The following is a 21,911-nucleotide window of genomic DNA, read 5'->3' as shown; positions in this document are numbered from 1 at the left end:
GCCTGAGTGCCTGAGTGCCTGAGTGCCTGAGTGCCTGAGTGCCTGAGTGCCTGAGAAGGCCATACTCAGCAGGCCAGACAACACAAGACACGAAAGCACATGAAACGCCTCCCGGGTCACCGCAGACACCCGATATTGGAGAGGGAGCAGCGCCGGAAGCAGCCCAGCGCCTGAGCCTCACGGTAGGCCAGGCCGCCCACGCACGGGCCGCCGGGAGCGGCCCTGACGGGATGCTGGGAAAGCGCCCCGGGGCGCTGCTGCCCGAGGCGGATATGTCGCCCCGATCTGGAGATCGTTACGGAAACCGCAAGTTCTGGCTTGACCGAACCCGATTTCCGGACGACGCAAGCCCGCGCCGATCTCCGATGCGGAAGCCTGCTAGCCCTCCACAAGCCCGGCAACCGCGATCAGCGCGGCGAAACCGGTGGAGAGGCCCTTGCTGCTCGCCTCCGGTTCCACATCGATCCATTCATCCACCGAGTGATATCGGTCACCATGACCGCCGGTGCCGATCATGACCGCCGGGATGCCGAGGCTCATCGGGATGTTGGCATCCGTGGAGGACGCCGCCGTGACGAAATCCAGCCCGTGCGCACGGAGCGCGGCCTTGCAGGCCTCGACGATCGGGGCATCCTCGCGCGTGGCGCCGGCCGGGCGGTTACCGATCTGCGTCACCTCGGCCGTGATGCTGCCGCTCCGCGTCTCGCGGCGGGCGTTCTCGGCGGCGACGGCCTCCTGCACCAGCGCCCGCATCCGCGCGTCGAGTTTCGCCAGTTCCTCCGGCGAGGCCGAGCGGAGGTCGATCTCCACCCAGACCTCCTCCGGGATGGCGTTGATGGAACTGCCGCCCCCGAAAACGGAACAGGAGAAGGTCGTGCGCGGGGTCTCCGGCACGACGATCTGCCCCATGCCAGCGACCAGCGCCGCCATGGCATAGGCCGGGCTGACCGTGCCGAAGGCATTCAGGCTGTGTCCCCCCGGCCCCCGGAAGGTGACGCGGTAGCGATGGGAGCCGATGGCGGAGGTGACGAGCTTGCCCATCTCCGGGCCGTCGAAGGTGAAGAACGCCCCGATCCGGTCGCGATACTCTCCTTCGGTGAACAGGTGGCGGATGCCGCGCAGGTCGCCCTGACCCTCCTCCCCCACATCGGCCACGAAGAGGATGTCCTCCGCCGTCTCGATCCCCGCCGCATCCAGCGCCCGCATGAAGGCAAGAAGCGCCGCCAGACCGCGGGTGTCGTCACCCACGCCGGGGGCAAACAGCTTTGTCCCCTCGCGCCGGACGGTGGTGTCGGTCCCTTCCGGGAAAACCGTGTCGAGATGGGCGGAGGCCACGACCATCCCCTTCCGGCCCGGCGCCTTCCCCGGACGAAGGCCGGTGACATTGCCGATGCCGTCCAGCTTCACATCATGCAGGCCGTGCTGGATCATCAGGTCGCGGTAGATCTCGGCACGGCGCACCTCCTTGAAGGGGGGCGCCGGGATCTCCGTCAGGGCCACGATATCCTCCACGAACCTGTCGTGATCACGGCGCAGGATGGCTGAGGCGCGGGTGAAGGCGGGCGTGGCGATGATCCGGGCGGCATCGGTGAGGGGCATGGAGGCTCTCAGGTTCGTCCGGGGACGAGGGCTTCCCGGATCAGGGCGATACGTTCAAGAAGCGCCGGCAGATCCCAACCCTCCGGTCCACCGCCGCTGACCCGCGTTTCATAGACCGCCTCGATCACCCTTGTCACCTCGTTGCGGCGCGCGATCGTGGCTGCGGCCCCCGTCACGGGCGGCAGCGAGGCGCGCCATGCCTTCAGCGGATCGGTGAAGGCCGCGCTGAAGGCGGCCTTGGCCTGCCCCGCGGGCCAGATCCGGCTTCCGGGCTTGCGCGCATCGTCAAGCCATGCCCCGGCGATGAAGGCATTCACCGCGCCCAGAAGCACGCCTGTCGCGGTTTCCATCTGCTTCTGGTCGGGGATATGCGCTTTCAGCCCCATCCAGTCGGCGAAATGCAGCGACAGCCACGTCGTCGCGCAGGTGGTGAGCGCGATGAGCGTAATGGGCGCCAGAAAGCCCACCTGCATGAGGCAGACGGCGGTGCGCGGCCATCTCGCCAGCAAGGCGGTGGCAAGCCCCATCGCCAGCATCCCTGCGAGCAGCGCCGCGAATGTCCAGCCGACACTCCCCCAACCGGGCAGGAACTGGATATAGACGCCGAGGAACACCCCGACCAGCACAGGGGCAAGCGCCTGAAACTTCTCCCACATCTCAACGGAGGAGTTCGTGGGGCGGGTTATGGTAGCAGCGATAGACGAGCTGATCCCCCACGATGACGGAATAGACCTCCGATGGCGGCAGATCCAGGTCGCAGCGCGTCTCCTCCCGGAGCAGGGTCCGGTCGAGCTCCCGCGTCAGCGCCGTCGCATCCGCCAGAGGATCGTTCAGCGCCTCCTCCACCGCCGCGGTCGCCTCCTCCAGCCGCGCGATGTCACCGCCCACGACAAGCCCGGGCACTTCGGTAAGTTTGAAATCCGGCATGGCTCTCTCCCCGTAAATGACTTGTGGAAATGCGATCATCTTCCGCTTCTCTCTGTCTCCGGGCAAGTGAGTCTCGTGGCCCGCCTGCGACAGATGAGCCTTCGGCACCCGACGGGGGAACCGCTCCCGCCCTCCCACGTTGGCGATCACCGGCAGCAGGTCACGACGGAGTATCACGCATGGGAGGAGCAGCATGACGCCCTATTGCGGGCCCGCACCCGCCCCGGAGGCCCTGTGGCTGAGCTGGAACGCGGATCCGCTGGTCATGGCTCCGATCCTGCTGCTGGCCTTGTGGTCGCCTCATGCGCGGTCGCGCGCGGGGATCGCGGCGGCCGGGGTGCTGTTCGTCGCTTTCGTATCGCCGCTCTGCGCCCTGTCCACGGCGCTGTTTTCCGCGCGCGTGGCGCATCACGTGCTCCTCGTCTCCATCGCAGCGCCGCTTCTGGCGCTCTGCCTGCCGCGGAGCACGGGTCGCGGGGGGGAGCTGGCCTTTCTGGTCCATGCGGCGACATTGTGGCTCTGGCATACGCCCGGTCCCTATGGCTGGGCGCTGTCCTCCGACGCCGCATACTGGCTGATGGAGGCGACGCTCCTCGGCTCCGCCGTCTGGCTCTGGCGCGCGATGCTGTCGCCGGCAACCGCAGCGGGGCGGGCGATCCTGCTGCTGCTGGGCGTCACGATGCAGATGGGTCTGCTGGGGGCGCTGCTGGTCTTTGCCGGGCGTCCGCTCTTTGCCCCGCATCTGGCGACAACGGCGCCTTATGGCCTGTCGCCGCTTGAGGATCAGCAGCTCGCGGGGCTCATCATGTGGGTTCCGGCCGCGCTGCCCTATCTCGGCGTCGCGCTCTGGCGGCTGGGCGGACTGCTTGGCCGGCGCGGGCGCGCGGCATGATCGTCGCCTGGGTGAAGCTCATCCACATTGCCGCAATCTCCCTCTGGGCCTTCGGTCTCATGGCGCTGCCGCCGATGCTGATGCGGCGAAACCACGTGGCCGGAGAAGCGGCGCTCCACAACCTGCACCGCGCGACCCGGTATTATTACCTGGCGTTTCTCTCCCCCGCCGCGGCCATCGCGGTCATCTCGGGCACTGCGCTGATCTTTCTGGCGCAGGTCTATGCGCCGTGGTTCGCGGCAAAGCTCGCCTTTGTGGCTGTCCTTTGCATGATGCATGGCCTGGCCGCCGCGCGGATCCTCAAGGTGTTCGGAGAGGAAGCCCGCTATCCGAGCTGGCTGGGCCTCCTGTCGCTTTTCCTGCTGATTGGCACTGTCGGGGCCATCCTGTTTCTTGTCCTCGGCAAGCCAGTGCTTACGCCTCCCGATCTGCCGTTTCTGCGTCCCGGCGCCCTGTCGGAGCGGTTTCCCGGGCTTCCGTCTCTTCGCCCTGAATGAGGCCGATCCCGTGATGGAAGATGAGCTTGCCGCCATGCCAGCCCGCAGCCCCCGCCACGATCGCGGAGAGAAGCGACAGCAGGATCCCTACGGGCATCACGTCGCCGCCCTGAAACCTGAACCCCCAGTTCAACCCGAGAAGCGAGATCAGCATGAGGCCCGCCACCCCGTGACTCCAGCTCCCGACCCGCGTCCTGATGCCCGGAACGGCAAGGATTTCCACCAGCCCCGCCAGCCCCGCCAGCGCGCCGGAGAGGAAGCCGAGGCCGACCATCCAGATCGCCGCCCGCGCCCAGAACGGATCGCCGTTCCACCAGTAGAGCAGATCGGCCCCGAGAACGGTCATCGTCAGGGCGATGGGGAAATGCACCAGCATGGCGTGAATCGGGTGCCCGGCAAAGGCCACGACCGATTCCGTCGTCTCGGCGGCGACCTCCGCCATGACCGGGTCGTCCTCGTCCTGCGGCTCGCGGGCGGTATCGTTCATCGGCTGTCTCTCCTGTGGCGTTCTCTCCGAACGGCGGGACGGAGCGGTCGGTTCCTGCTTGCGACGTTTCCGCTCACCGCCTGCGGCGGCCCCCTCTCCACGCTGGCGCCGGGCGGGCGCGTGGCGGGGGACATCGCCTTTCTGTGGTGGGCGATGCTGGCGGCCTCCGGTCTGGCTTTCGCCATCGTCATGGGGTTCTTCCTGACCGCGTTGCTCAGGCCCGGGCGACTCGGGCAGGTGCCTGTCGGGCGCTGGTTCGTCTGGGGCGGCTTCGCCCTGCCGCTCGCCGTGCTGACGCTGCTGGTCGGCATCGGCTTCGTTGTCGGGGAGCGCGCGATCATGCGCGGCGCGGAACCGCTGGTGATCGAGGCGGAGGCACGGCAATGGTCCTGGACCTTCCGCTATGCCGACCGTCCCGATCTGCCGCCCGAAGAAAACGGCATCGCCATTCCCGTAGGCCAGCCGGTGGAGTTCCGGCTGACCAGCGCCGACGTGATCCACTCCTTCTGGGTGCCGCGCCTTGCAGGCAAGCTCGACGCGATACCGGGCCATGTGAACCGGCTGCGCCTCATCGCGGACGATGCGGGGGAGTTCGGCGGGGTCTGCGCCGAATACTGCGGGCCGGGCCATGCGATGATGCCCTTCCTCATCCGCGCGGTTCCCGTGGCGGAGTTCGAACGCCTGACCGGAGGTTCCGAATGAGCGTGCTGCCCGACGGACGCCCCGACGCGCGGCCCCGCAGCCGCCAGATCCCCACGCCCGAGGCCGCCCGGAGGGACAGGGAGCTGGAGCGGATCTGGACCTCCGGCCATGGCTGGCGGCGGCTCTCGGCGGTGAACCACTCCGTCGTCGGGATGCGGTTCATCCTGACGTCGCTCGTGTTCTTCACCATCGGAGGGCTGCTAGCCATGCTGATCCGCGCGCAGCTCGCCACCACCCGCAGCCCGTTTCTGGATGCCGAAAGCTATGCGCAGGTCTTCACCATGCATGGCACGGTGATGATGTTCCTGTTCGCCATTCCGTTCTTCGAGGGGTTCGCCATCTACTTCCTGCCGAAGATGCTCGGCGCGCGCGACCTCGCCTTTCCGCGCATGTCGGCCTACGGCTACTGGTGCTACCTGTTCGGCGGGGCGATCCTCATCGCGGCGCTGATCGCGGGTTATGCGCCGAAGGATGGATGGTTCATGTACACGCCGCTTTCCTCCGCGACCTATTCGCCGGGGGTGAACGCGGATATCTGGCTGCTGGGCATCACCTTCGTGGAGATCTCCGCCCTGTCCGCCGCGGTGGAGATCGTGGTGACGATCCTGAAGATGCGCGCCCCCGGCATGACGCTGGACCGGATGCCGATCTTCGCCTGGTACATGCTGGTCGTCGCGGCGATGATGGTGCTGGGCTTCCCGCCGCTGATCGTCGGCTCCCTGCTGCTGGAGGCGGAGCGTGCCTTCGGCCTGCCGTTCTTCGATCCGACGCGCGGCGGCGATCCGCTGCTCTGGCAGCACCTCTTCTGGCTGTTCGGCCACCCGGAGGTCTATATCATCTTCCTGCCCGCGGCGGGCGCGCTCTCCACCCTCCTCCCCGTCTTTGCCGGGCGGCCGCTGGCGGGGCGGCGCATGGTGATCGCGGCAGTGCTGTCGATGGGGTTTCTCTCCTTCGGCCTCTGGGTCCACCACATGTACACGGTCGGCCTGCCGCATCTGTCGCTCGCCTTCTTTTCCGCCGCCTCCGCCGTGGTGGCGATCCCGACGGCTGTGCAGATTTTCGCATGGATCGGCACGCTGGCCACCGGGCGGCCAAGGCTTGAACTGCCGATGCTGCATGTCTTCGGCTTCTTCTTCGTCTTTGTGATCGGCGGGCTGACGGGGGTGATGCTGGCGGTCGTGCCCTTCGACTGGCAGGCCCATGACAGCCATTTCGTCGTCGCGCATCTGCACTACGTGCTGGTCGGCGGCTTTCTGTTTCCGATGATGGCGGCCGCCTATTACTGGCTGCCGGCGCTTACCGGGCGGATGCCGGACGGGCGGCTGGCCCGGCCCGCCTTCTGGCTGATCTTCATCGGCTTCAACCTGACCTTCTTCATCATGCACCTTACCGGGCTGCTCGGGATGCCGCGCCGGGTGGACCATTACACCGCGGATACCGGGTGGGAGGTGTTCAACCTCATCTCCTCCATCGGCAGTTTCGTGATGACGGGCGGGTTCATGCTGGTGATCGTCGATATCGCGCTGACCCTGCGTTACGGGCGGCAGACGGAGCCGGACCCCTGGGGGGCCGGAACGCTGGACTGGGCGGTGCCGAAGCTGCCCGCGCCCAGCTACAACTTCCCCGCCCTGCCCCGGATCGCGGCGAATGCCGACCGGCTCCGCCCCCGCGACATCGGGCCCGCGCTGGCAGAGGGCGAAGGCTACCTGCCCACGCCGCGCAACGGTTGGATGGAGACGCTGGTGACCGGGGCCGCCGATGCGGAGCCGGAGCATATCGCGCTTCTCCCCCGTCAGACCTTTCTGCCGCTCTATACCGCGCTGGCGACGGGGACGGTTTTCCTCGCGCTGATCTTCAAGCTCTACTGGTGGCCGCCCCTCGGCATTGCGCTGGTGGTGGCGCTGTTTCTGTGCTGGACCGTGCGGGGGGAGTTCCGCCGCGATCACGGCAGGCTGGATGCGGGCTTGGGCGCGCGGCTCCCGCTTCATGCCGAAGTCTCCCGCCCGCTGACATGGTGGGCCATGGCGGCGACGATCGCCGCCGATGCCACGGCCTATGCCGCGCTCCTGTTCGGCGGGCTGTTCCTGTGGCTTTCCGCTCCCGGATGGCCGCCGCCGGACTTTCCCGTTCCGCCGGTTCCCTGGGTGCTGGTGGCGCTGGCCGCCCCGGTGATCGCCGCGCTCGCCGCCCGTCTGGCGGAGTGGGGGGGAGAGATGCCGTTGCTGGCGCTGACGCTTGTCTGCCAGCTTGCGGGGCTTGCGGCGCTCGTGGGGCTGATCCTTGCGGTTCCCGCCCCCACCTCCCACGCCGCTCTGGCGAGCATGGCGGCGGTTCTCGCCTATGCCGCGCTGCATGTCGGACTGGGCGCGCTTTTTGCGGCCTATGGCATCTGGCGCGTCCGGGCGGGCTATGTCTCCACGGCGCGGCGGGCGGATCTGACGATCGGCAGGCTCTGGCAGGATTACACCGCGCTGGTGGCCGTGATCGCGGTCGGGTTCCTCTATGCGCTCACCCATCTGTCGCAAACGGTGCCGCTATGATCGGGCTGCGTCCGCTGGCCGGATTCGCGGCGCTCGTCGGACCCTTCGTGATCTGGAGCATCGCCTTCGTCCTGCTCTACGGGACGCACGCCACCGGCTGCGCGCTGGGATGGGAGGGGCGGGTATTCCTGACGACCTCGCTCCTCCGCGCGGTGCTGGCGGGCATTCTCGCGCTGACCTTCGCCGCGCTGTTTCTCCTCCGCCCCGCGGGGGGAGAGGAACCGCTGGCCCGGGTCGCGCGCCTGATGTTCATCGCGGCGCTCGTGGCGACGGTATTCTGCTTCTGGGCGGTCTTTGTCCTGCCGCTCTGCTAGGCACTGCGTTCGCCGGGACATGTCCAGATGCGAACCGCCCGTGGAGTTTCCTCCACGGGCGGCCCGACGATCACCGACGAGGGAGCTTACTCGGCGGCGAACTGGTTCATGGTGTTGCCATGGCCACCGGCCTTCAGCGCGCGCTCACCCGCCACCATCTCCTTGAACGTGTCGCCCAGATCGGAGCCGACCTCGTGCTGGTGCTTCACGGCGGAGATGCCGCGACGGATTTCCTCACGCTGCACGGTCGCGACATAGGCGAGCATCTTGTCCTCGCCGAAGTAGCCGCGGCTGAGCTCGTCCACCGATTTCGCGGTGAGGTGGAAGGTCGGCAGGGTGATGAGGTTGTGGAACACGCCCGCCTTGGTGGAGATGTCGAACTGGAAGTTCTGCAGGCGGGCATCCGCCTCGCGGCCCAGATCGGTCGCGTCGAACTCCGCCTTCATCAGCTCGTTGCCCTCCGGGTAGTCGGCTTCCTTGATCCGGCCCTCCTTCAGCCACTCGTTGCGGACCTGCTTGCGGAGGTTGAGCGTCCAGTTGAACGAGGGCGAGTTGTTGTAGGTCAGCTTGGCGTGGGGAGCCTTGGCGCGGATGTCGGCAACCATGCCGGCGATCTCCGCCACGTTGGGCGTATCCGTCTCGATCCAGATCAGGTCGGCGCCGCCATCGTTGAGCGAGGCGATGCAGTCCTCGACCACCCGCGACCGGCCGGAGCCGTCCTTGAACTTGTAAAGGCCGTTCGGCAGGCGCACCGGCTTCACCAGCTTGCCCTCGCTCACCATCAGCACTTCGCCATCGGCGGGCAGGTTGCCTTCGGCCACCGGCTCCACCTCGACCCACTTCAGATATTCGGAAGCGAGGTCGCCCGGATGCTGGCTGACGGGGAGTTTCTGCGTCAGGCCGGCGCCGAGGCTGTCGGTCCGGGCCACGATCACGCCCTCATCCACGCCCAGTTCCTCGAAGGCGAGGCGGCAGGCACGGAGCTTCTCGATGAAGTCCTCGCGCGGCACGGTGACCTTGCCGTCCTGGTGGCCGCACTGCTTGGCATCCGACACCTGGTTCTCGATCTGGAGACAGCAGGCGCCGGCCTTGATGAGCTCCTTCGCCAGCAGATAGGTGGCGTGCTCGTTGCCGAAGCCCGCGTCGATATCGGCGATGATCGGCACGACATGCGATTCGAAGGTGTCGATCGCCTCGATCGCCTTCTTCTCGGCCACCTGGTCGCCCTTGGCACGCGCGGTCTTCAGATCCTTGAACAGATCGTTTAGCGCCACTTCATCCGCCTGACGCAGCGAGGTGTAGATCTCCTCGATCAGATCCGCGACGGCGGTCTTTTCATGCATGGACTGGTCCGGCAGGTGGCCCCAGCGGTTGCGCAGACCCGCGACCATCCAGCCCGACAGATAGACATAGGCCCGTTTCGTCGTGCCCCGCAGACGCTTGACCGACTTGATCATCTGCTGCGCGTGGAAGCCGGACCAGCAGCCCAGCGACTGGGTGAACTGCGTCGGGTCGGCATCATAGGCCGCCATGTCCTCCCGCATCACCGTCGCCATGTCGCGGGCAATGTCGAGATGGGTGGAATAGGTGTTCTGCAGCTTGAGCTGGACGATATCCTCAACCGTCACGCCGCCGGGCGTCTGGCCGGAGGGGTAGCGGGCAAGCGTCTCGGCTTCGAGTTCTGCATAGGTCTTGCGGGCCATCTTGGGTCCTTTCACTGTCGAAATTGTCGGGGAGAGGCGGGCGGTGGGGCGCCCGCCCGGTTTGTCAGTCGAGCGCGTTCAGCACGTCATAGGCTGGCAGCGTGATGAAATCGGGCAGCACCTCGGCGGCGGCCGCCTCCTGGAAGATTCGCGCGGCGGAGGCGTAGCGCCCCCGGTGGAAGGCGTTCGGACCGATCCGGTCGAGGATGGAGACGATCTCCTCCTGCACCAGTTCCGCCAGCCATTCGCGGCTCATCGTCCGCTCGCCGCCCGCGCTGAGGGCGACGCTGGCGGAATGGCGGATCCACTGCCAGATCTGGGCGCGCGAGATTTCCGCCGTCGCGGCATCTTCCATCAGGTTGTGGATCGGCACCGCGCCACGGCCCGACAGCCACTGCGCCAGATATTCGATGGCCACGGAAACATTGGTGCGGACACCCGCCTCCGTGATCGTGCCCTCCGTCGGCTTCAGCAGCATGGCCGGTTCGATCCGCCATTCCTGACGCGGTTTGCGGATCTGGTTCGGGCCGGGCATCTCGGCATCGAACACCTCCATGGCGACCGGAACCAGATCGGGATGGGCGACCCAGGTGCCGTCGAAACCCATGCCCACTTCGCGCAGCTTGTCCGCCCGGACCTTGGCAAAGGCGGCCTCGTTCGCGACCGGGTCGTTCTTCACCGGGATCTGTGCGGCCATGCCGCCCATGGCGTGAATGCCGCGGCGGTGGCAGACCTTCACGACCCGCGCCGCATAGGTGGCCAGGAAGGCGCGATCCATCGTGACCTGCGCCCGGTCGGGCAGGACATAGGCGGAATGGTTCCGCAGGGATTTGATGTAGCTGAAGATGTAGTCCCAGCGCCCGGAGTTCAGCCCGGCGATATGGTCCTTCAGCTCCCAGACGATCTCATCCATCTCGAAGGCGGCGGGCAGCGTCTCGATCAGCACGGTGGCCTTGATCGTGCCCTGCGGAATGCCGAGGCGATCCTGCGCGAAGACAAAGACCTCGTTCCAGAAACGCGCCTCGCGGTGGCCCTCCAGCTTCGGCAGGTAATAGAACGGCCCCCGCCCCGTCGCCGCCAGCGCGCGCCCGTTGTGGAAGATGTTCAGCCCGAAGTCGAACAGCGCGGCGGAGACGGCATAGCCCCCGATCATCATGTTCGCCTCGTCCAGATGCAGCCCGCGCGGACGCACGATCAGCACCGCCGGGGTATCGCCCACGCGGTAGGACTTGCCCGTCTCCGCATCGTCGAGCTCCAGCGTGCCATCGCGGTAGTCGAGCATGTTGACATGCCCCGCGATGATATTGGTGAAGCTGGGCGAGGTCGCATCCTCGAAATCGGCCATGAAGACCTTCGCGCCGGAGTTCAGGGCGTTGATCATCATCTTGCGGTCAACCGGGCCGGTGATCTCGACCCGGCGGTCGGCCAGAACATCCGGCACCCGCGCGGCGGACCAGATGCCACGGCGGATCGTCACCGTCTCCTCCAGATAGTCGGGCAGACGGCCGTCGTCGTAACGCTCCTGCCGGCGCTGTCGGGCGACCATCAGCGCATGGAGCTTGGAGCCGAAACGCGCCTGCAGCTCCGCGATGAAGGCAGTCGCGTCCGGGGTCAGCACCCGATCCTGTCCCCGCACCACACGCAGGAACACCGGACGGGTCGCGATCGAAGGGGCGGCAAGATCAAGGGACATGGCGATTCTCCTTTCGTGCAGGACAAGCACGATTCGTTATGTCATGTTAGTAATGTAATGCCGCACACGCAGCATGAGATGCATCGTTACTTGTGTGAATGAGGTCGTGTTGTCAGTTGTGTCGTGGCTGAAACGTGGATTTTGTAAGGTTTGTAAGTAATGGCGCGAGGCGAAAAGCTCATCATCGGCCCCCGGTTGAAGGCGCTGCGCCAGAACCTCGGGCTTACACAGGCGCAGATGGCCGAACAGCTCCGCGTGAGCCCGAGCTACATCACGCTCATCGAAGCCGACCAGCGTCCTGCCAGCGCGCGGCTGCTCATGCGACTCGCCGAAGTGTTCGACCTGAACGTCGCCGAACTCGCCCCGAGCCATGATACGCAACTTGCGACCGACCTGACGGCAACGCTGAAGGATCCGGCGCTGGAAGCCGCGCATGTCACCCGCACGGAGATCGAGCAGGCGCTCCATGCGGCACCGGGAGTGGCCGGCGCGCTCGTCCGTCTGCACGAGCGCTACCGGCGGGTAATCCTGCGCAGTCAGTCGGGGGACAATCCCCTCATCGACCGGGACAAGGTGCAGGTGCTGGAGGAAGGCTCCCGCCCCGTGGAGGATGTACGCCTGTGGTTCTACGACCGCCGGAACTACATCGACGAGGTGGACCGCGCGGCAGAAGCGATGGCGGAGGACTTGGGCCTCCACCGGGGAGAGCCGAATACCGTGCTGACGGAACGGCTTCGGGCCCACGGCATCCGCGTCCGCATCCTGCCGGGCGATGTGCTCTCGGGGCGGTTGCGGCGGTTCGAGATGCACCGGCGGGAGCTCATGCTCTCCGAGCTTCTGGGGCAGGCAAGCCGCCGGTTCCAGATCGCCGTTCTGCTGGCGCGACTGGAGCACGAGCCGGTGATCGAGGCGACGCTCGCCGATTCGGGAATGGAGGGGGAGGCGATGCGGCTCGCCCGTGTGAGCCTGTTCAACTACTTCGCCGCCGCCCTGCTGATGCCCTATCGCCGGTTCCTCGCCGCCTGCGAATCGGCGCGCTATGACGTGGAACTGCTCAGCCACCGCTTCGGCACAAGCTACGAGCAGACGGCCCACCGCATGTCCACGCTGCAACGTGCGGATGCGCGGGGGGTGCCCTTCTTCTTCGTGCGGGTGGACCGGGCGGGCAATGTCTCCAAACGGTTCAGCGCCGGGCGTTTCCCCTTTTCCAAATTCGGCGGCACCTGCCCGCTATGGAACATCCATGCGGCCTTCGAGGCCCCGGACAAGGTTCTGACGCAGGTCATCCGCATGCCGGATGGCGCGAGCTACTTCTCCATCGCGCGGACGGTCACGCGGACCGGCGGCACCTTCGACCAGCCCGCGCCGAAACTGGCCATAGGGCTGGGCTGCGACATCGCCTATGCGCCGCGTCTCATCCATGCCGACCAGATGAACCTCGAACGGACCGTACCGACGGATGTGGGCCTGAACTGCTACCTTTGCGAGCGTCCCAACTGCGCCTCCCGCGCCCATGCGCCGATCAACCGCCGGTTGGCGATCAACGAGCAGGAGCGCAGCCTGTCGATCTACCGATTCGAAGGGGAGGGCTGAGGGCTGAGGGCTGAGGGCTGAGGGCTGAGGGCTGAGGGCTGAGGGCTAGGCATCCTCCCTCCGGCCGAACTCGTAAAGCGTGCATGAGATGTCGTCGGGGAAATCCGCGCCACCGACGGACTCCGCCAGATCGGAGATCACCGACTCGAGGAATTTCCGCCCGGCAAGCTGCCGGTTGAGGCGGAGGATGTCGGCCAGATGCTCCTCCATCACGCCCTGCCCCGCCGCGCCGCACTCTGTCACGCCATCGGTGAGCAGCAGCATCCTGTCACTGGGCCGCAGCGTCACCGTCACCTCCTCGTACTCCGCCTCCGCGATCAGGCCGATGGGGAAGCCCCCCGCGCCCGGAAACTCCACCATGCCGTTCGCCCGGATAATCGCCGGGTTGGGATGGCCCGCCTGCACGAAGGTGACGCAACCGGTGGCCATGTCGGCGTCGGCATAGATCATCGTGAAATACCGCTCCGTCTCCATCTCCTCCAGAAACACCCGGTTCAGGTGGACGGCGACCTCCTGCGGTCTGCGCGGGGTGAGAGTGCCGTATTCGTTGCGGACCAGCGCCACGTTCTGGCCACCGCCCCCCGGAGAGAACAACCCCGAAAGCCGCGCCATCATCAACGCCGCGGCGACACCATGGCCCGCAACATCGACCGAGAAGAACCCGACCCGCCGGGGCCCGATCGGGAAGAACCCCGCCAGATCCCCCCCGATCTGCCCGCTTGGCCGCAAGAGCACCGAAAGGGCGGCTGGCCCGAAATCGCGCGAATGGTCGCGCACCAGCGCCTGTTGCAGCTTGCGCGCCTCATCCAGATCACGGTCGAGTGCGCTGTAGAGGCCGCGCACCTCCGCCAGCGTCTCGTTGAGCCGCCGGTTGCTGTCGGAGAGCCGCCGCTGCATGTCGATGATCCGCTCTCCCGCCGCGATGCGGGCGCGGAGCTCCCCGGGGGTTACGGGCTTGGTCAGGAAGTCATCGGCCCCGCAATCCAGCCCGTGGGCGACCTCATTCTTCTCGCTCTTGGCGGTGACGAGGATGAAGTAGCTGTAGCTTTCCCCCGGCAGCGCCCGGAACGCCTCGCAGAAGTCGAGACCGTTCATGCCGGGCATCATCCAGTCGCTGATGACCAGATCGAACCGCCGCTGACGCGAGAGGAGCAGCGCCGCTTCCCCCGTCTCCGCCTCCTGTACATCATAGCCCCAGTCGGTCAGCATCTCCGCCAGCAACCGCCGCTGCAATCCGCTGTCGTCGACGACAAGCGCCGTCCGCCCCCCCCAGCGCTGGGGCTGGGCAAGGGGCATGACGGGCTGGGACATCATAATGGGCATGGGCATGGGCAAAGGGGTTCCTCCGAAATCGCTCAAGCTATCGCAGGAAACCCTTAACGCGCGATGAACCGAGCGGTCTCGGCGGCGTAACCGGCCATTAAGCTCCTGCGCGTAAGGTGCTTCCGAAGCGGGAGGACGGCATGATCGACTGGCGGCGCGTGGCGGTGTTGAGGCGCGACCTCTCCACCCAAACCTTTGACATCCTTATCGACGTGTTCCGCGCGGAGGTGGAGGAGACGCTTGCGGCCATGACGGAGGAGAACGCGGGAGCGGAGGCCTGTCACTTCCTGCGGGGCAGCGCGCTCAACATGGGGTTTTCGGCCTTTGCCCGCCTCTGCGCGGAAGGAGAGGCGGCACCGGGGAGGCTTACCGTGGAAACCCTGCGGTCCCTCTGGCAGGCGTCGCTGGCCGCGTTTCTCGACGGTCCGCCCGTCAGCGCGAAAACCGATAGACCGTGGCCTGACGGCGCACCTCTCCGGGGCGCAGCACAAGATCGGGGAAGCCCGGATGGTTGATTGCATCGGGCCAGATCTGCGTCTCCAGACAGAAGCCCGCAGCCGAGCCGTAATCCCTGCCCCCCAGACCCGGAACGCCGATCACCATCCCCACCGCACAGAACAGCTGCACGCCGGGTTCGGTGGTCAGCACCTCCAGCGTCACGCCGGAGGCGGGGCTTTCCGCCCAGGCCACGGGGCGCAGATCGACCCTGCCCTCGGAGAGACAGAAGTTGTGGTCGAACGCGATGCCGGCCTCCGCCATCCTCTCGCCAAGGATCGTGGCGTCCCGCAGGTCGAAGGGCGTGCCGGACACCGGCGCGATCTCTCCCGTCGGCACCTTCAGCGCGTTCACCGGGAGATAGGCCCCGGCGTCGATGCGCATCCGGTGGCTCAGGATGTCCGGCCCGCCGTCGAGGTTGAAGTAGCCATGGTGGCACAGGTTCACCAGCGTCGGCGCATCCACCCGCGATTCGTAGGTGATCTCCAGCCCACCATCCGCAAGCCGCATGTGGCACAGCGAGTCGACGGCCCCCGGATAGCCTGCCTGCCCCGCCGGATCATGGATGGAGAGGGTGAGCCGGTCCGCTCCATGCTCCTCCACCTTCCAGACGCGTTTCGCCATGCCGCGGCTGCCGCCATGGCTGTGGGTCACGCCCTTTTCGTTCAGCTCCAGCGCGTAGTCCCGCCCGTCCAGAGAGAACCGCCCGTTGCCGATCCGGTTCGCCACCCGCCCGCAGGTGGCGCCGTGATTGCGCGAATGGCCGAGATAATCCTCCAGCGTCTCGAACCCCAGCACCAGCGGGGGCGCATGGCCCTCCAGCCGAAGGTCGCGCACCACCGCGCCGTAGGTCAGCACCTCGGCCCGGAGACCGCCCCCGCTGAGCGTCAGCGCCTCCACCTGCGTCCCATCGGGCAGGGTTCCGAATATGCGACGGCTCATGGCTCTCTCCGCGCCGGGATGTCAGATCAGGAACTGACCCACGACCTCGTCATTGGTGATATCGGTAAAGACGAAGCCCGCTGCGTCGAGCCGCTCGAACAGCGTGGCGAAATCGCCCGGCGCGCGCGTTTCGATGCCGATCAGGATCGTGCCGAAATTCCGCGCGGATTTCTTCAGATATTCGAAGCGCGCCACATCGTCATGCGGGCCGAGCTGCCCCAGAAAATCCCGAAGCGCGCCCGGCCGCTGCGGCAGGCGGAGCAGCAGGTATTTCTTGATGCCGGAGAATCGCTGCGCCCGCTCCTTCACCTCCGGCAGCCGCTCGAAATCGAAGTTGCCGCCCGACGTCACGCAGACCACACGCTTGCCGCGGATCTGGTCGGCCAGTTCGGGCAGGACGTCGAGCGACAGCGCGCCGGCAGGCTCCAGCACGATGCCCTCCACATTCAGCATCTCGAGGATCGTGGTGCAGATCCGGTCCTCCGGGGCGAGCAGGATGTCATCCGTCGGAACATGGCGGAGGCGGCTGAAGGTCAGATCGCCCAGCCGTCCGACGGCAGCGCCATCGACGAAACTGTCCACCTTGGGCAGCGTCACCGGCCGTCCGGCCCTGACCGCCGCCCGGAGGCTTGCCCCCCCCAGCGGCTCCACGAAGCGGAAGGTCGTCTCCGGGGAGGCTTCGCGCAGATATCCCGTCACGCCGGAGGCAAGGCCGCCGCCGCCCACCGGCAGGATCACCATGTCGGGAGGCCCGTCGAGCTGATCCATGATCTCCACCCCGACCGAGGCCTGGCCCTCGATCACGTCGGCATCGTCGAAGGGCGACAGGAAATACCCGTGGATTTCGGCGCAGAACTCCTTTGCCGCCGCCAGCGACTGGTCGAAATAGTCGCCCGTCAGCTCGATCGTCACATTGTCGCCGCCGAACATGCGGGTCTTTTCGATCTTCTGATCCGGCGTCGTCACTGGCATGAAGATCGTGCCCCGCACGCCGAAATGCCGGCAGGCGAAGGCCACGCCCTGTGCGTGGTTGCCCGCGCTCGCGCAGACGAAATGCCCGCTGGTCGCGCCGCTGGAGGCGATCACCTTGCGCATCGCGTTGAAGGCGCCGCGCAGCTTGTAGGACCGGACGGGGGTCAGATCCTCGCGCTTCAACCAGATATCCGCGTCATACCGCGCGGAGAGCAGTTCGTTGCGCAGAAGCGGCGTTTCCGGGAAGAGATCACGGAGCGCGGCGGTGGCGGAGCGGGCGGAGGCGGCGAAACTGGTCATGCCCATTCGAATAGCGCCGGTCTTTCCGCACGTAAAGCCGCGTCAGGCGATCATCCCCTCGCCGCCCAGAAGCGCACTCATCCGGCAATGCAGGCCGTCCGGCGCGAAATCCATGATCACCTCGCCACCGAAAGTGCCCAGCCCCGCCGCGATCAGCCCCGAGCCGCTCCCCTTTGTCAGCGGCTCGGAAACCGGGGGGCCGCCCCTCTCCCGCCAGTCGAAGGTGAAAAGCCGCCCCTCCGGCAGCGCCTCCAGCGCCCAGACGATATCCACATGCCCTTCGGGCACGGAAAACGCGCCATGCTTGAGCGCATTGGTTCCGAGTTCATGCACAACGAGCGACAGGCTCATCACGAGCTGCCCGCCAAGCACGACATGCGGCCCGCTCAGGCTGTAGCGCGAGCTTTTCGCCTCGTCATAGGGCGACAGCGCGGCACGGACGACGGCGGCCACGGTGCTCTCCTCCGCCTCGGCGTTGAGCAGCAGGTTCTGCGCCCGGCCAAGCGCCATCAGACGCCCGTCGATCACCTTCGCCGCCTCCCGCGTGTCGCTTGCCCGGCGGATCGTCTGGGAGATCACGGCCCGTACGACGGCAAGCTGATTCTTCATCCGGTGCGACAGCTCGTTGGCGATGATCCTCTGCCGTTCCTCCTTCTCCCGCCGGTCGGTGACGTCGATGCCCTGAATGAGCACGCCGCGCGTCCCCGTCATGGGGTCGGCGAAGGGCTGATAGACGAAATCGACGTAATGGCGTGTCATCTCGGAATGATCGTCATGCAGCAGATCTATCGGGAGGTCGCGGCCCTCGTACGGCGTTCCGGTGGCAAAGACCTGATCCATCAGCCGAATGAAACCCTGTTCCACGATCTCCGGCAGAACCTCGGCGGTGGGCTTCCCGATGATGCCGGAATCCTTGCCGCAGAGATAAAGAAACCGCTCATTGGCCAAAGCGAAGACATGATCCGGCCCCATGACAAGGGCCGTCGCGCCGGGAGAAAGGCGCAGGGCCTCGTAAAGCAGCGCCCGCTCCTGCTCCTGCGCGCGCCGCTGGCGCACCTGTTCGGTGATCTCGTCGCAGGCGCAGAACATGCCGGGGATCCCGCCCCGCTCATCCCGGACCGGCGTGTAGGAGAAGGAGAAATGCGTCTCCTCCGGGTAGCCGTTGCGGTGCATGAGGAAGCGGATGTCCTCCATATGGGTCGAGCGTCCCTCATAGGCGGCCTGCAGGATCGGATAGACATCGTTCAGGATATCCGCCCAGAGAACCTGAAAGGGCACCCCGATCGCCGGATGGCGCGCGCCGCAAAGGGGTGCGTAGGCGTCGTTGTACAGCATGATCTCCTGCGGACCCCAGGCGACGAACATCGGCTGGCGGGAGCCGAGCATGATCCCCACAAGCGTCCTGAGCGCCGTCGGCCACGTTTCGGGCGGCCCCAGCGGATTGGCCGACCAGTCAAGGTCGCGCATGAGCCGCGCGCATTCCGTGTCCGCCGAAAACATTGCCACCCCGCGCCAGCCTGCCATGAAAACACTAAAGGAGGAGCGGCCTCCTTCAAGCCCTGCTGACGCTTTTCCTTGAGCCTCGCGCGCAAAGGGCATAGACCCGCGCGGATTGTTGTTCGCCGGGGAAAATCCCAATGTCCGCACCGAAAAAAGTCGTCCTCGCCTATTCGGGCGGGCTCGATACGTCCATTATCCTCAAATGGCTCCAGACCGAGTATGGCTGCGAGGTCATCACCTTTACCGCTGATCTGGGTCAGGGCGAGGAGCTCGAGCCCGCGCGCCAGAAGGCCGAGATGCTGGGGATCAACCCCGCCAACATCTATATCGAAGACCTGCGCGAGGAATTCGTGCGCGATTACGTCTTCCCGATGTTCCGGGCGAATGCGCTCTATGAAGGCGAGTATCTGCTCGGCACCTCCATCGCGCGGCCGCTGATCGCACAGCGTCTGGTCCAGATCGCGGAGCAGACCGGGGCGGATGCCGTGGCTCATGGCGCCACCGGCAAGGGCAACGACCAGGTCCGGTTCGAGCTGTCGGCCTATGCGCTGAACCCGCATATCAAGGTGATTGCGCCCTGGCGCGAATGGTCGCTGACCAGCCGCACCAAGCTTCTGGAATTCGCCGAGGCGAACCAGATCCCGATCGCCAAGAACAAGCGGGGCGAAGCGCCGTTCTCCGTCGATGCGAACCTGCTCCACACCTCCTCCGAGGGGCGGGTGCTGGAGAATCCGGGCGAGGAAGCACCGGGATACGTCTATCAGCGCACCGTCGATCCCGAGGATGCGCCGAACGAGGCGGAGTATGTGGAGATCACCTTCGAGAAGGGCGATGCGGTCGCACTGAACGGCGAGCGTCTCAGCCCGGCCACGATCCTGACCCGGCTGAACGAGCTGGGCGGCAAGCATGGCGTCGGCCGTCTCGACATGGTGGAAAACCGTTTCGTCGGCATGAAGTCCCGCGGGATCTATGAAACCCCGGGCGGCACCATCCTGCTGGTCGCACACCGCGGGATCGAGCAGATCACCCTCGATTCCGGGTCGGGACACCTGAAGGATTCGATCATGCCCCGCTATGCGGAGCTGATTTACAACGGTTTCTGGTTCAGCCCGGAGCGCGAGATGCTTCAGGCGCTCATCGACAAGAGCCAGGAGCATGTCTCCGGCACCGTGCGGGTGAAGCTCTACAAGGGTTCCGCGCGGACGGTTGCGCGCTGGTCCGACGAATCGCTCTATTCGGAGGCGCATGTGACCTTCGAGGATGACGCGGGCGCCTATGACCAGAAGGACGCGGCGGGCTTCATCCGGCTGAACGCGCTGCGGCTGAAACTGATCGCCACGCGGAACGCGCGCGGCAACTGAGCCCCGCAGGATCCCCCGGGGAGGGCCGCACCGGCCCTCCCTCCCCCTGCTGAAATGCCGGAACATCCCCCTTCACAACGCCAAGGATCGCGCCGCCCGCCGCCTGCAAAGCGGGAGCGCAGAACAGCCAGCAGGCTGTTGAAAGGCCTTAAGGTCTGCGCTGGAGCGGAAATCCTTCGCAATCTGAGGGAATTCAGCCGGAAATCTGCACAATGCGGAGCATTCCCGGGCAGATTTCCATTGCCATGAGACTTCGGAATTTTTCAGCAGTCTGCTGAATAAGGCTTTTGGCATGTTGGGGCGGAAATCGGTCGCAATCTGACAAAATCCAGCCGGAAATCTATATACGTCCGGGCAGATTTTCCGATTTCCGGCACATAGGCATGACGCTTCAGGACTTTTCCCGCAGCCCGCTAGAGACCGCGCGCGGCCAGAAACGCCTCCACCTCCATGCGGGAGGGCATGGCATCGCCGGCGCCGGGACGCCCGACCTGCACCGCGGCCGCCGCGGCGGCAAGGCGCATGGCGGCCTCCGGCGCGGCGCCCTCATCCAGCGCCGCGACAAGATAGCCCGCAAAGCAATCCCCCGCGCCGGTCGTATCCACCACATCGACGAAATGGGCCGGGACGCTCACAATCTCCTCCCCTTCCGTGATCCAGCTCGCACCGCGCGCCCCCTTCGTCACCACGATGTCGGGTATCCCCAGCGTGGCGAGAGGCTGCCCCAGAGCTTGCTCAAGCTGCTGCGCCTCCAGCTCGTTCAGGAGCAGGAGGGAGAGATAGGGCATGACGGCGCGCACGGCCTCCACCTCGAAGGGCGCGGCGGAATAGGCGACGCGGAGCCCCCTGTCCCGCCCCGCACGGGCAGCGGCCTCCTGAGCGGAGGTTTCGTTCTGGATCAGCAGAAGATCGCCCGGACGCGATTCGGCCAGTCCCTCCGTCACCGCATGGGCGGGGATTTCGCGATTCGCGCCGGGATGGATGACGATGATGTTCTCGCCATCCTCCGCCACAAGGATCACCGCATGGCCCGTGGCCTCCGCCCCGATGCCGACGCGTGACACGTCCACCCCGGCGAGCGCCAGCCGCTCCAGCGTCCAGCCGCCATCCTCGCCCACGGCGCCGAGATGCAGGACGCGCCCGCCCGCCCGCGCCGCGGCGACGGACTGGTTCGCCCCCTTGCCCCCAAGCCCCGTCCCATAGGACAGAGCGGCCAGCGTCTCCCCCGGCGCGGGATGCCGCGGCAGGCGATAGACCTTGTCGATATTGATCGAGCCCAGATTCCAGATCGTCATGCCCGATAGATAGCGCGGCGGCACGCCGCCGTGAACGGGATTTCGCCTTTCCCCCGCCCGCGCCGGTTTGTAGGTTCCGCAGCCGGAAACAAGAGGAGAGACCGTGGCCAGCGACGATACCTCCGTCACGCCGATGATGGCACAGTATCTGGAGATCAAGTCCGGGCATCCCGACGCCCTGCTGTTCTACCGGATGGGTGACTTCTACGAGATGTTCTTCGACGACGCCGGTCAGGCGGCGGCGGCGCTGGATATCGCGCTGACCAAACGGGGTAAGCATCTGGGCGAGGATATCGCTATGTGCGGCGTGCCCGTCCATGCGGCGGAGAGCTACCTGCTCACGCTGATCCGCAAGGGCTTTCGCGTCGCCATTGCCGAGCAGATGGAAGACCCAGCGGAGGCGAAGAAGCGCGGCTCAAAATCCGTCGTGCGGCGGGAGATCGTGCGCCTCGTCACCCCCGGCACGCTGACGGAGGAGAGCCTGCTGGAGGCGCGGCGGCACAACTTCCTCGCTGCCTATGCCGAGATGCGGGAGGAGGGCGCGCTGGCCTATGTGGACATCTCCACCGGCGAGCTGGGCGTGACCGCCTGCCCGCCCGTGCGGCTTGCGCCGGAGCTGGCCCGGCTCCGCCCGCGGGAGGTGCTGATCTCCGACGCGCGGGAGGCGGAATGGGAGCCGGTCGTGGTGGAGGCCGGTGGGGTCGCCACGTCGCGCCCGCGCGCGAGCTTTGACAGCGCGGCGGCGGAGCGGCGGCTGTGCGCGCTGTGGCGGGGGG

At 66.6% G+C, this 21,911-nt stretch carries 19 protein-coding genes and 1 pseudogene; 9 read left to right on the top strand and 11 right to left on the bottom strand.

Annotation, left to right across the window (positions count from 1 at the left end; genetic code table 11):
• Nucleotides 1-378: 378 nt before the first annotated feature.
• The 3 genes from RT513_RS10105 to RT513_RS10095 are packed head-to-tail and all read right to left on the bottom strand — an operon-like array spanning nt 379 to nt 2,526.
• Nucleotides 379-1,599 (bottom strand): M20/M25/M40 family metallo-hydrolase, encoded by a 1,221-nt coding sequence (locus tag RT513_RS10105; RefSeq protein ID WP_290685496.1) that lies wholly within the window; start codon nt 1,597-1,599, stop codon nt 379-381.
• Between the two features lie 8 nt (nt 1,600-1,607).
• The gene (locus RT513_RS10100) at nt 1,608-2,255 is read right to left on the bottom strand and encodes a hypothetical protein (protein ID WP_290685493.1); all 648 of its coding nucleotides are present in this window, start codon (nt 2,253-2,255) and stop codon (nt 1,608-1,610) included.
• Nucleotide 2,256: 1 nt separating this feature from the next.
• Complete coding sequence (locus RT513_RS10095; protein WP_290685491.1) at nt 2,257-2,526, bottom strand: hypothetical protein; 270 nt, start codon at nt 2,524-2,526, stop codon at nt 2,257-2,259.
• Between the two features lie 193 nt (nt 2,527-2,719).
• Here RT513_RS10095 and RT513_RS10090 point away from each other — a divergent pair, with 193 nt between their 5' ends.
• Both RT513_RS10090 and RT513_RS10085 read left to right on the top strand, forming a co-directional pair.
• Nucleotides 2,720-3,418: a cytochrome c oxidase assembly protein gene (locus RT513_RS10090; protein ID WP_290685489.1), complete on the top strand. Its 699-nt coding sequence runs from the start codon at nt 2,720-2,722 to the stop codon at nt 3,416-3,418.
• Nucleotides 3,415-3,915 carry a CopD family protein gene (locus RT513_RS10085; RefSeq protein WP_290685487.1) on the top strand — a complete coding sequence of 167 codons (501 nt, stop codon included), beginning with the start codon at nt 3,415-3,417 and terminating at the stop codon, nt 3,913-3,915. Before RT513_RS10090 ends, RT513_RS10085 begins: the two co-directional genes overlap by 4 nt.
• Here RT513_RS10085 and RT513_RS10080 read toward each other — a convergent pair.
• Nucleotides 3,833-4,402 (bottom strand): DUF2231 domain-containing protein, encoded by a 570-nt coding sequence (locus RT513_RS10080; RefSeq protein ID WP_290685485.1) that lies wholly within the window; start codon nt 4,400-4,402, stop codon nt 3,833-3,835. The two genes, RT513_RS10085 and RT513_RS10080, sit on opposite strands and share 83 nt — an antisense overlap.
• Before the next feature lie 120 nt (nt 4,403-4,522).
• Here RT513_RS10080 and RT513_RS10075 point away from each other — a divergent pair, with 120 nt between their 5' ends.
• From RT513_RS10075 to RT513_RS10065, 3 genes are read left to right on the top strand one after another with little or no spacing between them, the layout of a single operon-like run.
• Entirely contained in the window at nt 4,523-5,104 is a 582-nt protein-coding gene (locus RT513_RS10075; RefSeq protein WP_290685482.1) for a cytochrome c oxidase subunit II, read from the top strand.
• Nucleotides 5,101-7,644, top strand: a complete 2,544-nt coding sequence (gene ctaD / locus RT513_RS10070) for a cytochrome c oxidase subunit I (protein WP_290685480.1) — start codon at nt 5,101-5,103, stop codon at nt 7,642-7,644. Before RT513_RS10075 ends, ctaD begins: the two co-directional genes overlap by 4 nt.
• The gene (locus RT513_RS10065; RefSeq protein ID WP_290685478.1) at nt 7,641-7,958 is read left to right on the top strand and encodes a hypothetical protein; all 318 of its coding nucleotides are present in this window, start codon (nt 7,641-7,643) and stop codon (nt 7,956-7,958) included. Before ctaD ends, RT513_RS10065 begins: the two co-directional genes overlap by 4 nt.
• A gap of 86 nt (nt 7,959-8,044) precedes the next feature.
• On the opposite strand, the gene RT513_RS10060 is transcribed toward RT513_RS10065, so the two are convergent.
• Together RT513_RS10060 and aceB are read right to left on the bottom strand one after the other, a co-directional pair.
• Complete coding sequence (locus tag RT513_RS10060) at nt 8,045-9,661, bottom strand: isocitrate lyase (protein ID WP_035741814.1); 1,617 nt, start codon at nt 9,659-9,661, stop codon at nt 8,045-8,047.
• 64 nt (nt 9,662-9,725) lie between these two features.
• Complete coding sequence (aceB, locus tag RT513_RS10055; protein WP_290685474.1) at nt 9,726-11,354, bottom strand: malate synthase A; 1,629 nt, start codon at nt 11,352-11,354, stop codon at nt 9,726-9,728.
• Nucleotides 11,355-11,513: 159 nt separating this feature from the next.
• Here aceB and RT513_RS10050 point away from each other — a divergent pair, with 159 nt between their 5' ends.
• On the top strand, nt 11,514-12,947 hold the full coding sequence (locus RT513_RS10050; protein WP_088213609.1) for a short-chain fatty acyl-CoA regulator family protein: 1,434 nt from the start codon (nt 11,514-11,516) through the stop codon (nt 12,945-12,947).
• Nucleotides 12,948-12,992: 45 nt separating this feature from the next.
• Here the strand turns inward: RT513_RS10050 and RT513_RS10045 are convergent, their stop codons facing one another.
• The gene (locus RT513_RS10045; protein WP_290685471.1) at nt 12,993-14,276 is read right to left on the bottom strand and encodes a PP2C family protein-serine/threonine phosphatase; all 1,284 of its coding nucleotides are present in this window, start codon (nt 14,274-14,276) and stop codon (nt 12,993-12,995) included.
• Between the two features lie 134 nt (nt 14,277-14,410).
• On the opposite strand from RT513_RS10045, the gene RT513_RS10040 reads away from it, so the two are divergent.
• Entirely contained in the window at nt 14,411-14,785 is a 375-nt protein-coding gene (locus RT513_RS10040) for an Hpt domain-containing protein (protein ID WP_290685468.1), read from the top strand.
• Here the strand turns inward: RT513_RS10040 and RT513_RS10035 are convergent.
• From RT513_RS10035 to RT513_RS10025, 3 genes are read right to left on the bottom strand one after another with little or no spacing between them, the layout of a single operon-like run.
• Complete coding sequence (locus tag RT513_RS10035; RefSeq protein WP_290685466.1) at nt 14,703-15,707, bottom strand: aldose epimerase family protein; 1,005 nt, start codon at nt 15,705-15,707, stop codon at nt 14,703-14,705. The genes RT513_RS10040 and RT513_RS10035 overlap by 83 nt on opposite strands.
• A 21-nt stretch (nt 15,708-15,728) precedes the next feature.
• The gene (ilvA, locus tag RT513_RS10030) at nt 15,729-16,979 is read right to left on the bottom strand and encodes a threonine ammonia-lyase IlvA (protein WP_088213680.1); all 1,251 of its coding nucleotides are present in this window, start codon (nt 16,977-16,979) and stop codon (nt 15,729-15,731) included.
• Nucleotides 16,980-17,021: 42 nt separating this feature from the next.
• Nucleotides 17,022-18,446 carry a sensor histidine kinase gene (locus RT513_RS10025; protein WP_290685463.1) on the bottom strand — a complete coding sequence of 475 codons (1,425 nt, stop codon included), beginning with the start codon at nt 18,444-18,446 and terminating at the stop codon, nt 17,022-17,024.
• Nucleotides 18,447-18,616: 170 nt separating this feature from the next.
• Here RT513_RS10025 and RT513_RS10020 point away from each other — a divergent pair, with 170 nt between their 5' ends.
• Nucleotides 18,617-19,840 (top strand): argininosuccinate synthase, encoded by a 1,224-nt coding sequence (locus RT513_RS10020; RefSeq protein ID WP_088213606.1) that lies wholly within the window; start codon nt 18,617-18,619, stop codon nt 19,838-19,840.
• Nucleotides 19,841-20,253: 413 nt separating this feature from the next.
• Here the strand turns inward: RT513_RS10020 and RT513_RS10015 are convergent, their stop codons facing one another.
• Nucleotides 20,254-21,135: a ribokinase gene (locus RT513_RS10015; RefSeq protein ID WP_313533990.1), complete on the bottom strand. Its 882-nt coding sequence runs from the start codon at nt 21,133-21,135 to the stop codon at nt 20,254-20,256.
• Nucleotides 21,136-21,268: 133 nt separating this feature from the next.
• On the opposite strand from RT513_RS10015, the pseudogene RT513_RS10010 reads away from it, so the two are divergent.
• Nucleotides 21,269-21,911: pseudogene (locus RT513_RS10010) on the top strand (DNA mismatch repair protein MutS); the annotation flags it as partial.

This window comes from Haematobacter sp. (assembly GCF_032102465.1).
GTDB lineage: Bacteria > Pseudomonadota > Alphaproteobacteria > Rhodobacterales > Rhodobacteraceae > Haematobacter.
The sequence above is the reverse complement of the archived record's forward strand: the minus strand, read 5'-3'. Positions and strand labels throughout refer to the sequence as shown.

Excerpts from the sequence above, each read along its gene's own strand:
- RT513_RS10100 (WP_290685493.1), bottom strand. The coding sequence starts at position 2,255 with ATGTGGGAGAAGTTTCAGGCGCTTGCCCCTGTGCTGGTCGGGGTGTTC.
- RT513_RS10095 (WP_290685491.1), bottom strand. The coding sequence starts at position 2,526 with ATGCCGGATTTCAAACTTACCGAAGTGCCCGGGCTTGTCGTGGGCGGT.
- RT513_RS10020 (WP_088213606.1), top strand. The coding sequence starts at position 18,617 with ATGTCCGCACCGAAAAAAGTCGTCCTCGCCTATTCGGGCGGGCTCGAT.
- RT513_RS10025 (WP_290685463.1), bottom strand. The coding sequence starts at position 18,446 with ATGCGCGACCTTGACTGGTCGGCCAATCCGCTGGGGCCGCCCGAAACG.
- ctaD (WP_290685480.1), top strand. The coding sequence starts at position 5,101 with ATGAGCGTGCTGCCCGACGGACGCCCCGACGCGCGGCCCCGCAGCCGC.
- RT513_RS10060 (WP_035741814.1), bottom strand. The coding sequence starts at position 9,661 with ATGGCCCGCAAGACCTATGCAGAACTCGAAGCCGAGACGCTTGCCCGC.
- RT513_RS10040 (WP_290685468.1), top strand. The coding sequence starts at position 14,411 with ATGATCGACTGGCGGCGCGTGGCGGTGTTGAGGCGCGACCTCTCCACC.
- RT513_RS10080 (WP_290685485.1), bottom strand. The coding sequence starts at position 4,402 with ATGAACGATACCGCCCGCGAGCCGCAGGACGAGGACGACCCGGTCATG.
- RT513_RS10045 (WP_290685471.1), bottom strand. The coding sequence starts at position 14,276 with ATGCCCATGCCCATTATGATGTCCCAGCCCGTCATGCCCCTTGCCCAG.
- RT513_RS10050 (WP_088213609.1), top strand. The coding sequence starts at position 11,514 with ATGGCGCGAGGCGAAAAGCTCATCATCGGCCCCCGGTTGAAGGCGCTG.
- RT513_RS10090 (WP_290685489.1), top strand. The coding sequence starts at position 2,720 with ATGACGCCCTATTGCGGGCCCGCACCCGCCCCGGAGGCCCTGTGGCTG.
- RT513_RS10035 (WP_290685466.1), bottom strand. The coding sequence starts at position 15,707 with ATGAGCCGTCGCATATTCGGAACCCTGCCCGATGGGACGCAGGTGGAG.
- aceB (WP_290685474.1), bottom strand. The coding sequence starts at position 11,354 with ATGTCCCTTGATCTTGCCGCCCCTTCGATCGCGACCCGTCCGGTGTTC.
- ilvA (WP_088213680.1), bottom strand. The coding sequence starts at position 16,979 with ATGACCAGTTTCGCCGCCTCCGCCCGCTCCGCCACCGCCGCGCTCCGT.
- RT513_RS10085 (WP_290685487.1), top strand. The coding sequence starts at position 3,415 with ATGATCGTCGCCTGGGTGAAGCTCATCCACATTGCCGCAATCTCCCTC.
- RT513_RS10065 (WP_290685478.1), top strand. The coding sequence starts at position 7,641 with ATGATCGGGCTGCGTCCGCTGGCCGGATTCGCGGCGCTCGTCGGACCC.
- RT513_RS10105 (WP_290685496.1), bottom strand. The coding sequence starts at position 1,599 with ATGCCCCTCACCGATGCCGCCCGGATCATCGCCACGCCCGCCTTCACC.
- RT513_RS10015 (WP_313533990.1), bottom strand. The coding sequence starts at position 21,135 with ATGACGATCTGGAATCTGGGCTCGATCAATATCGACAAGGTCTATCGC.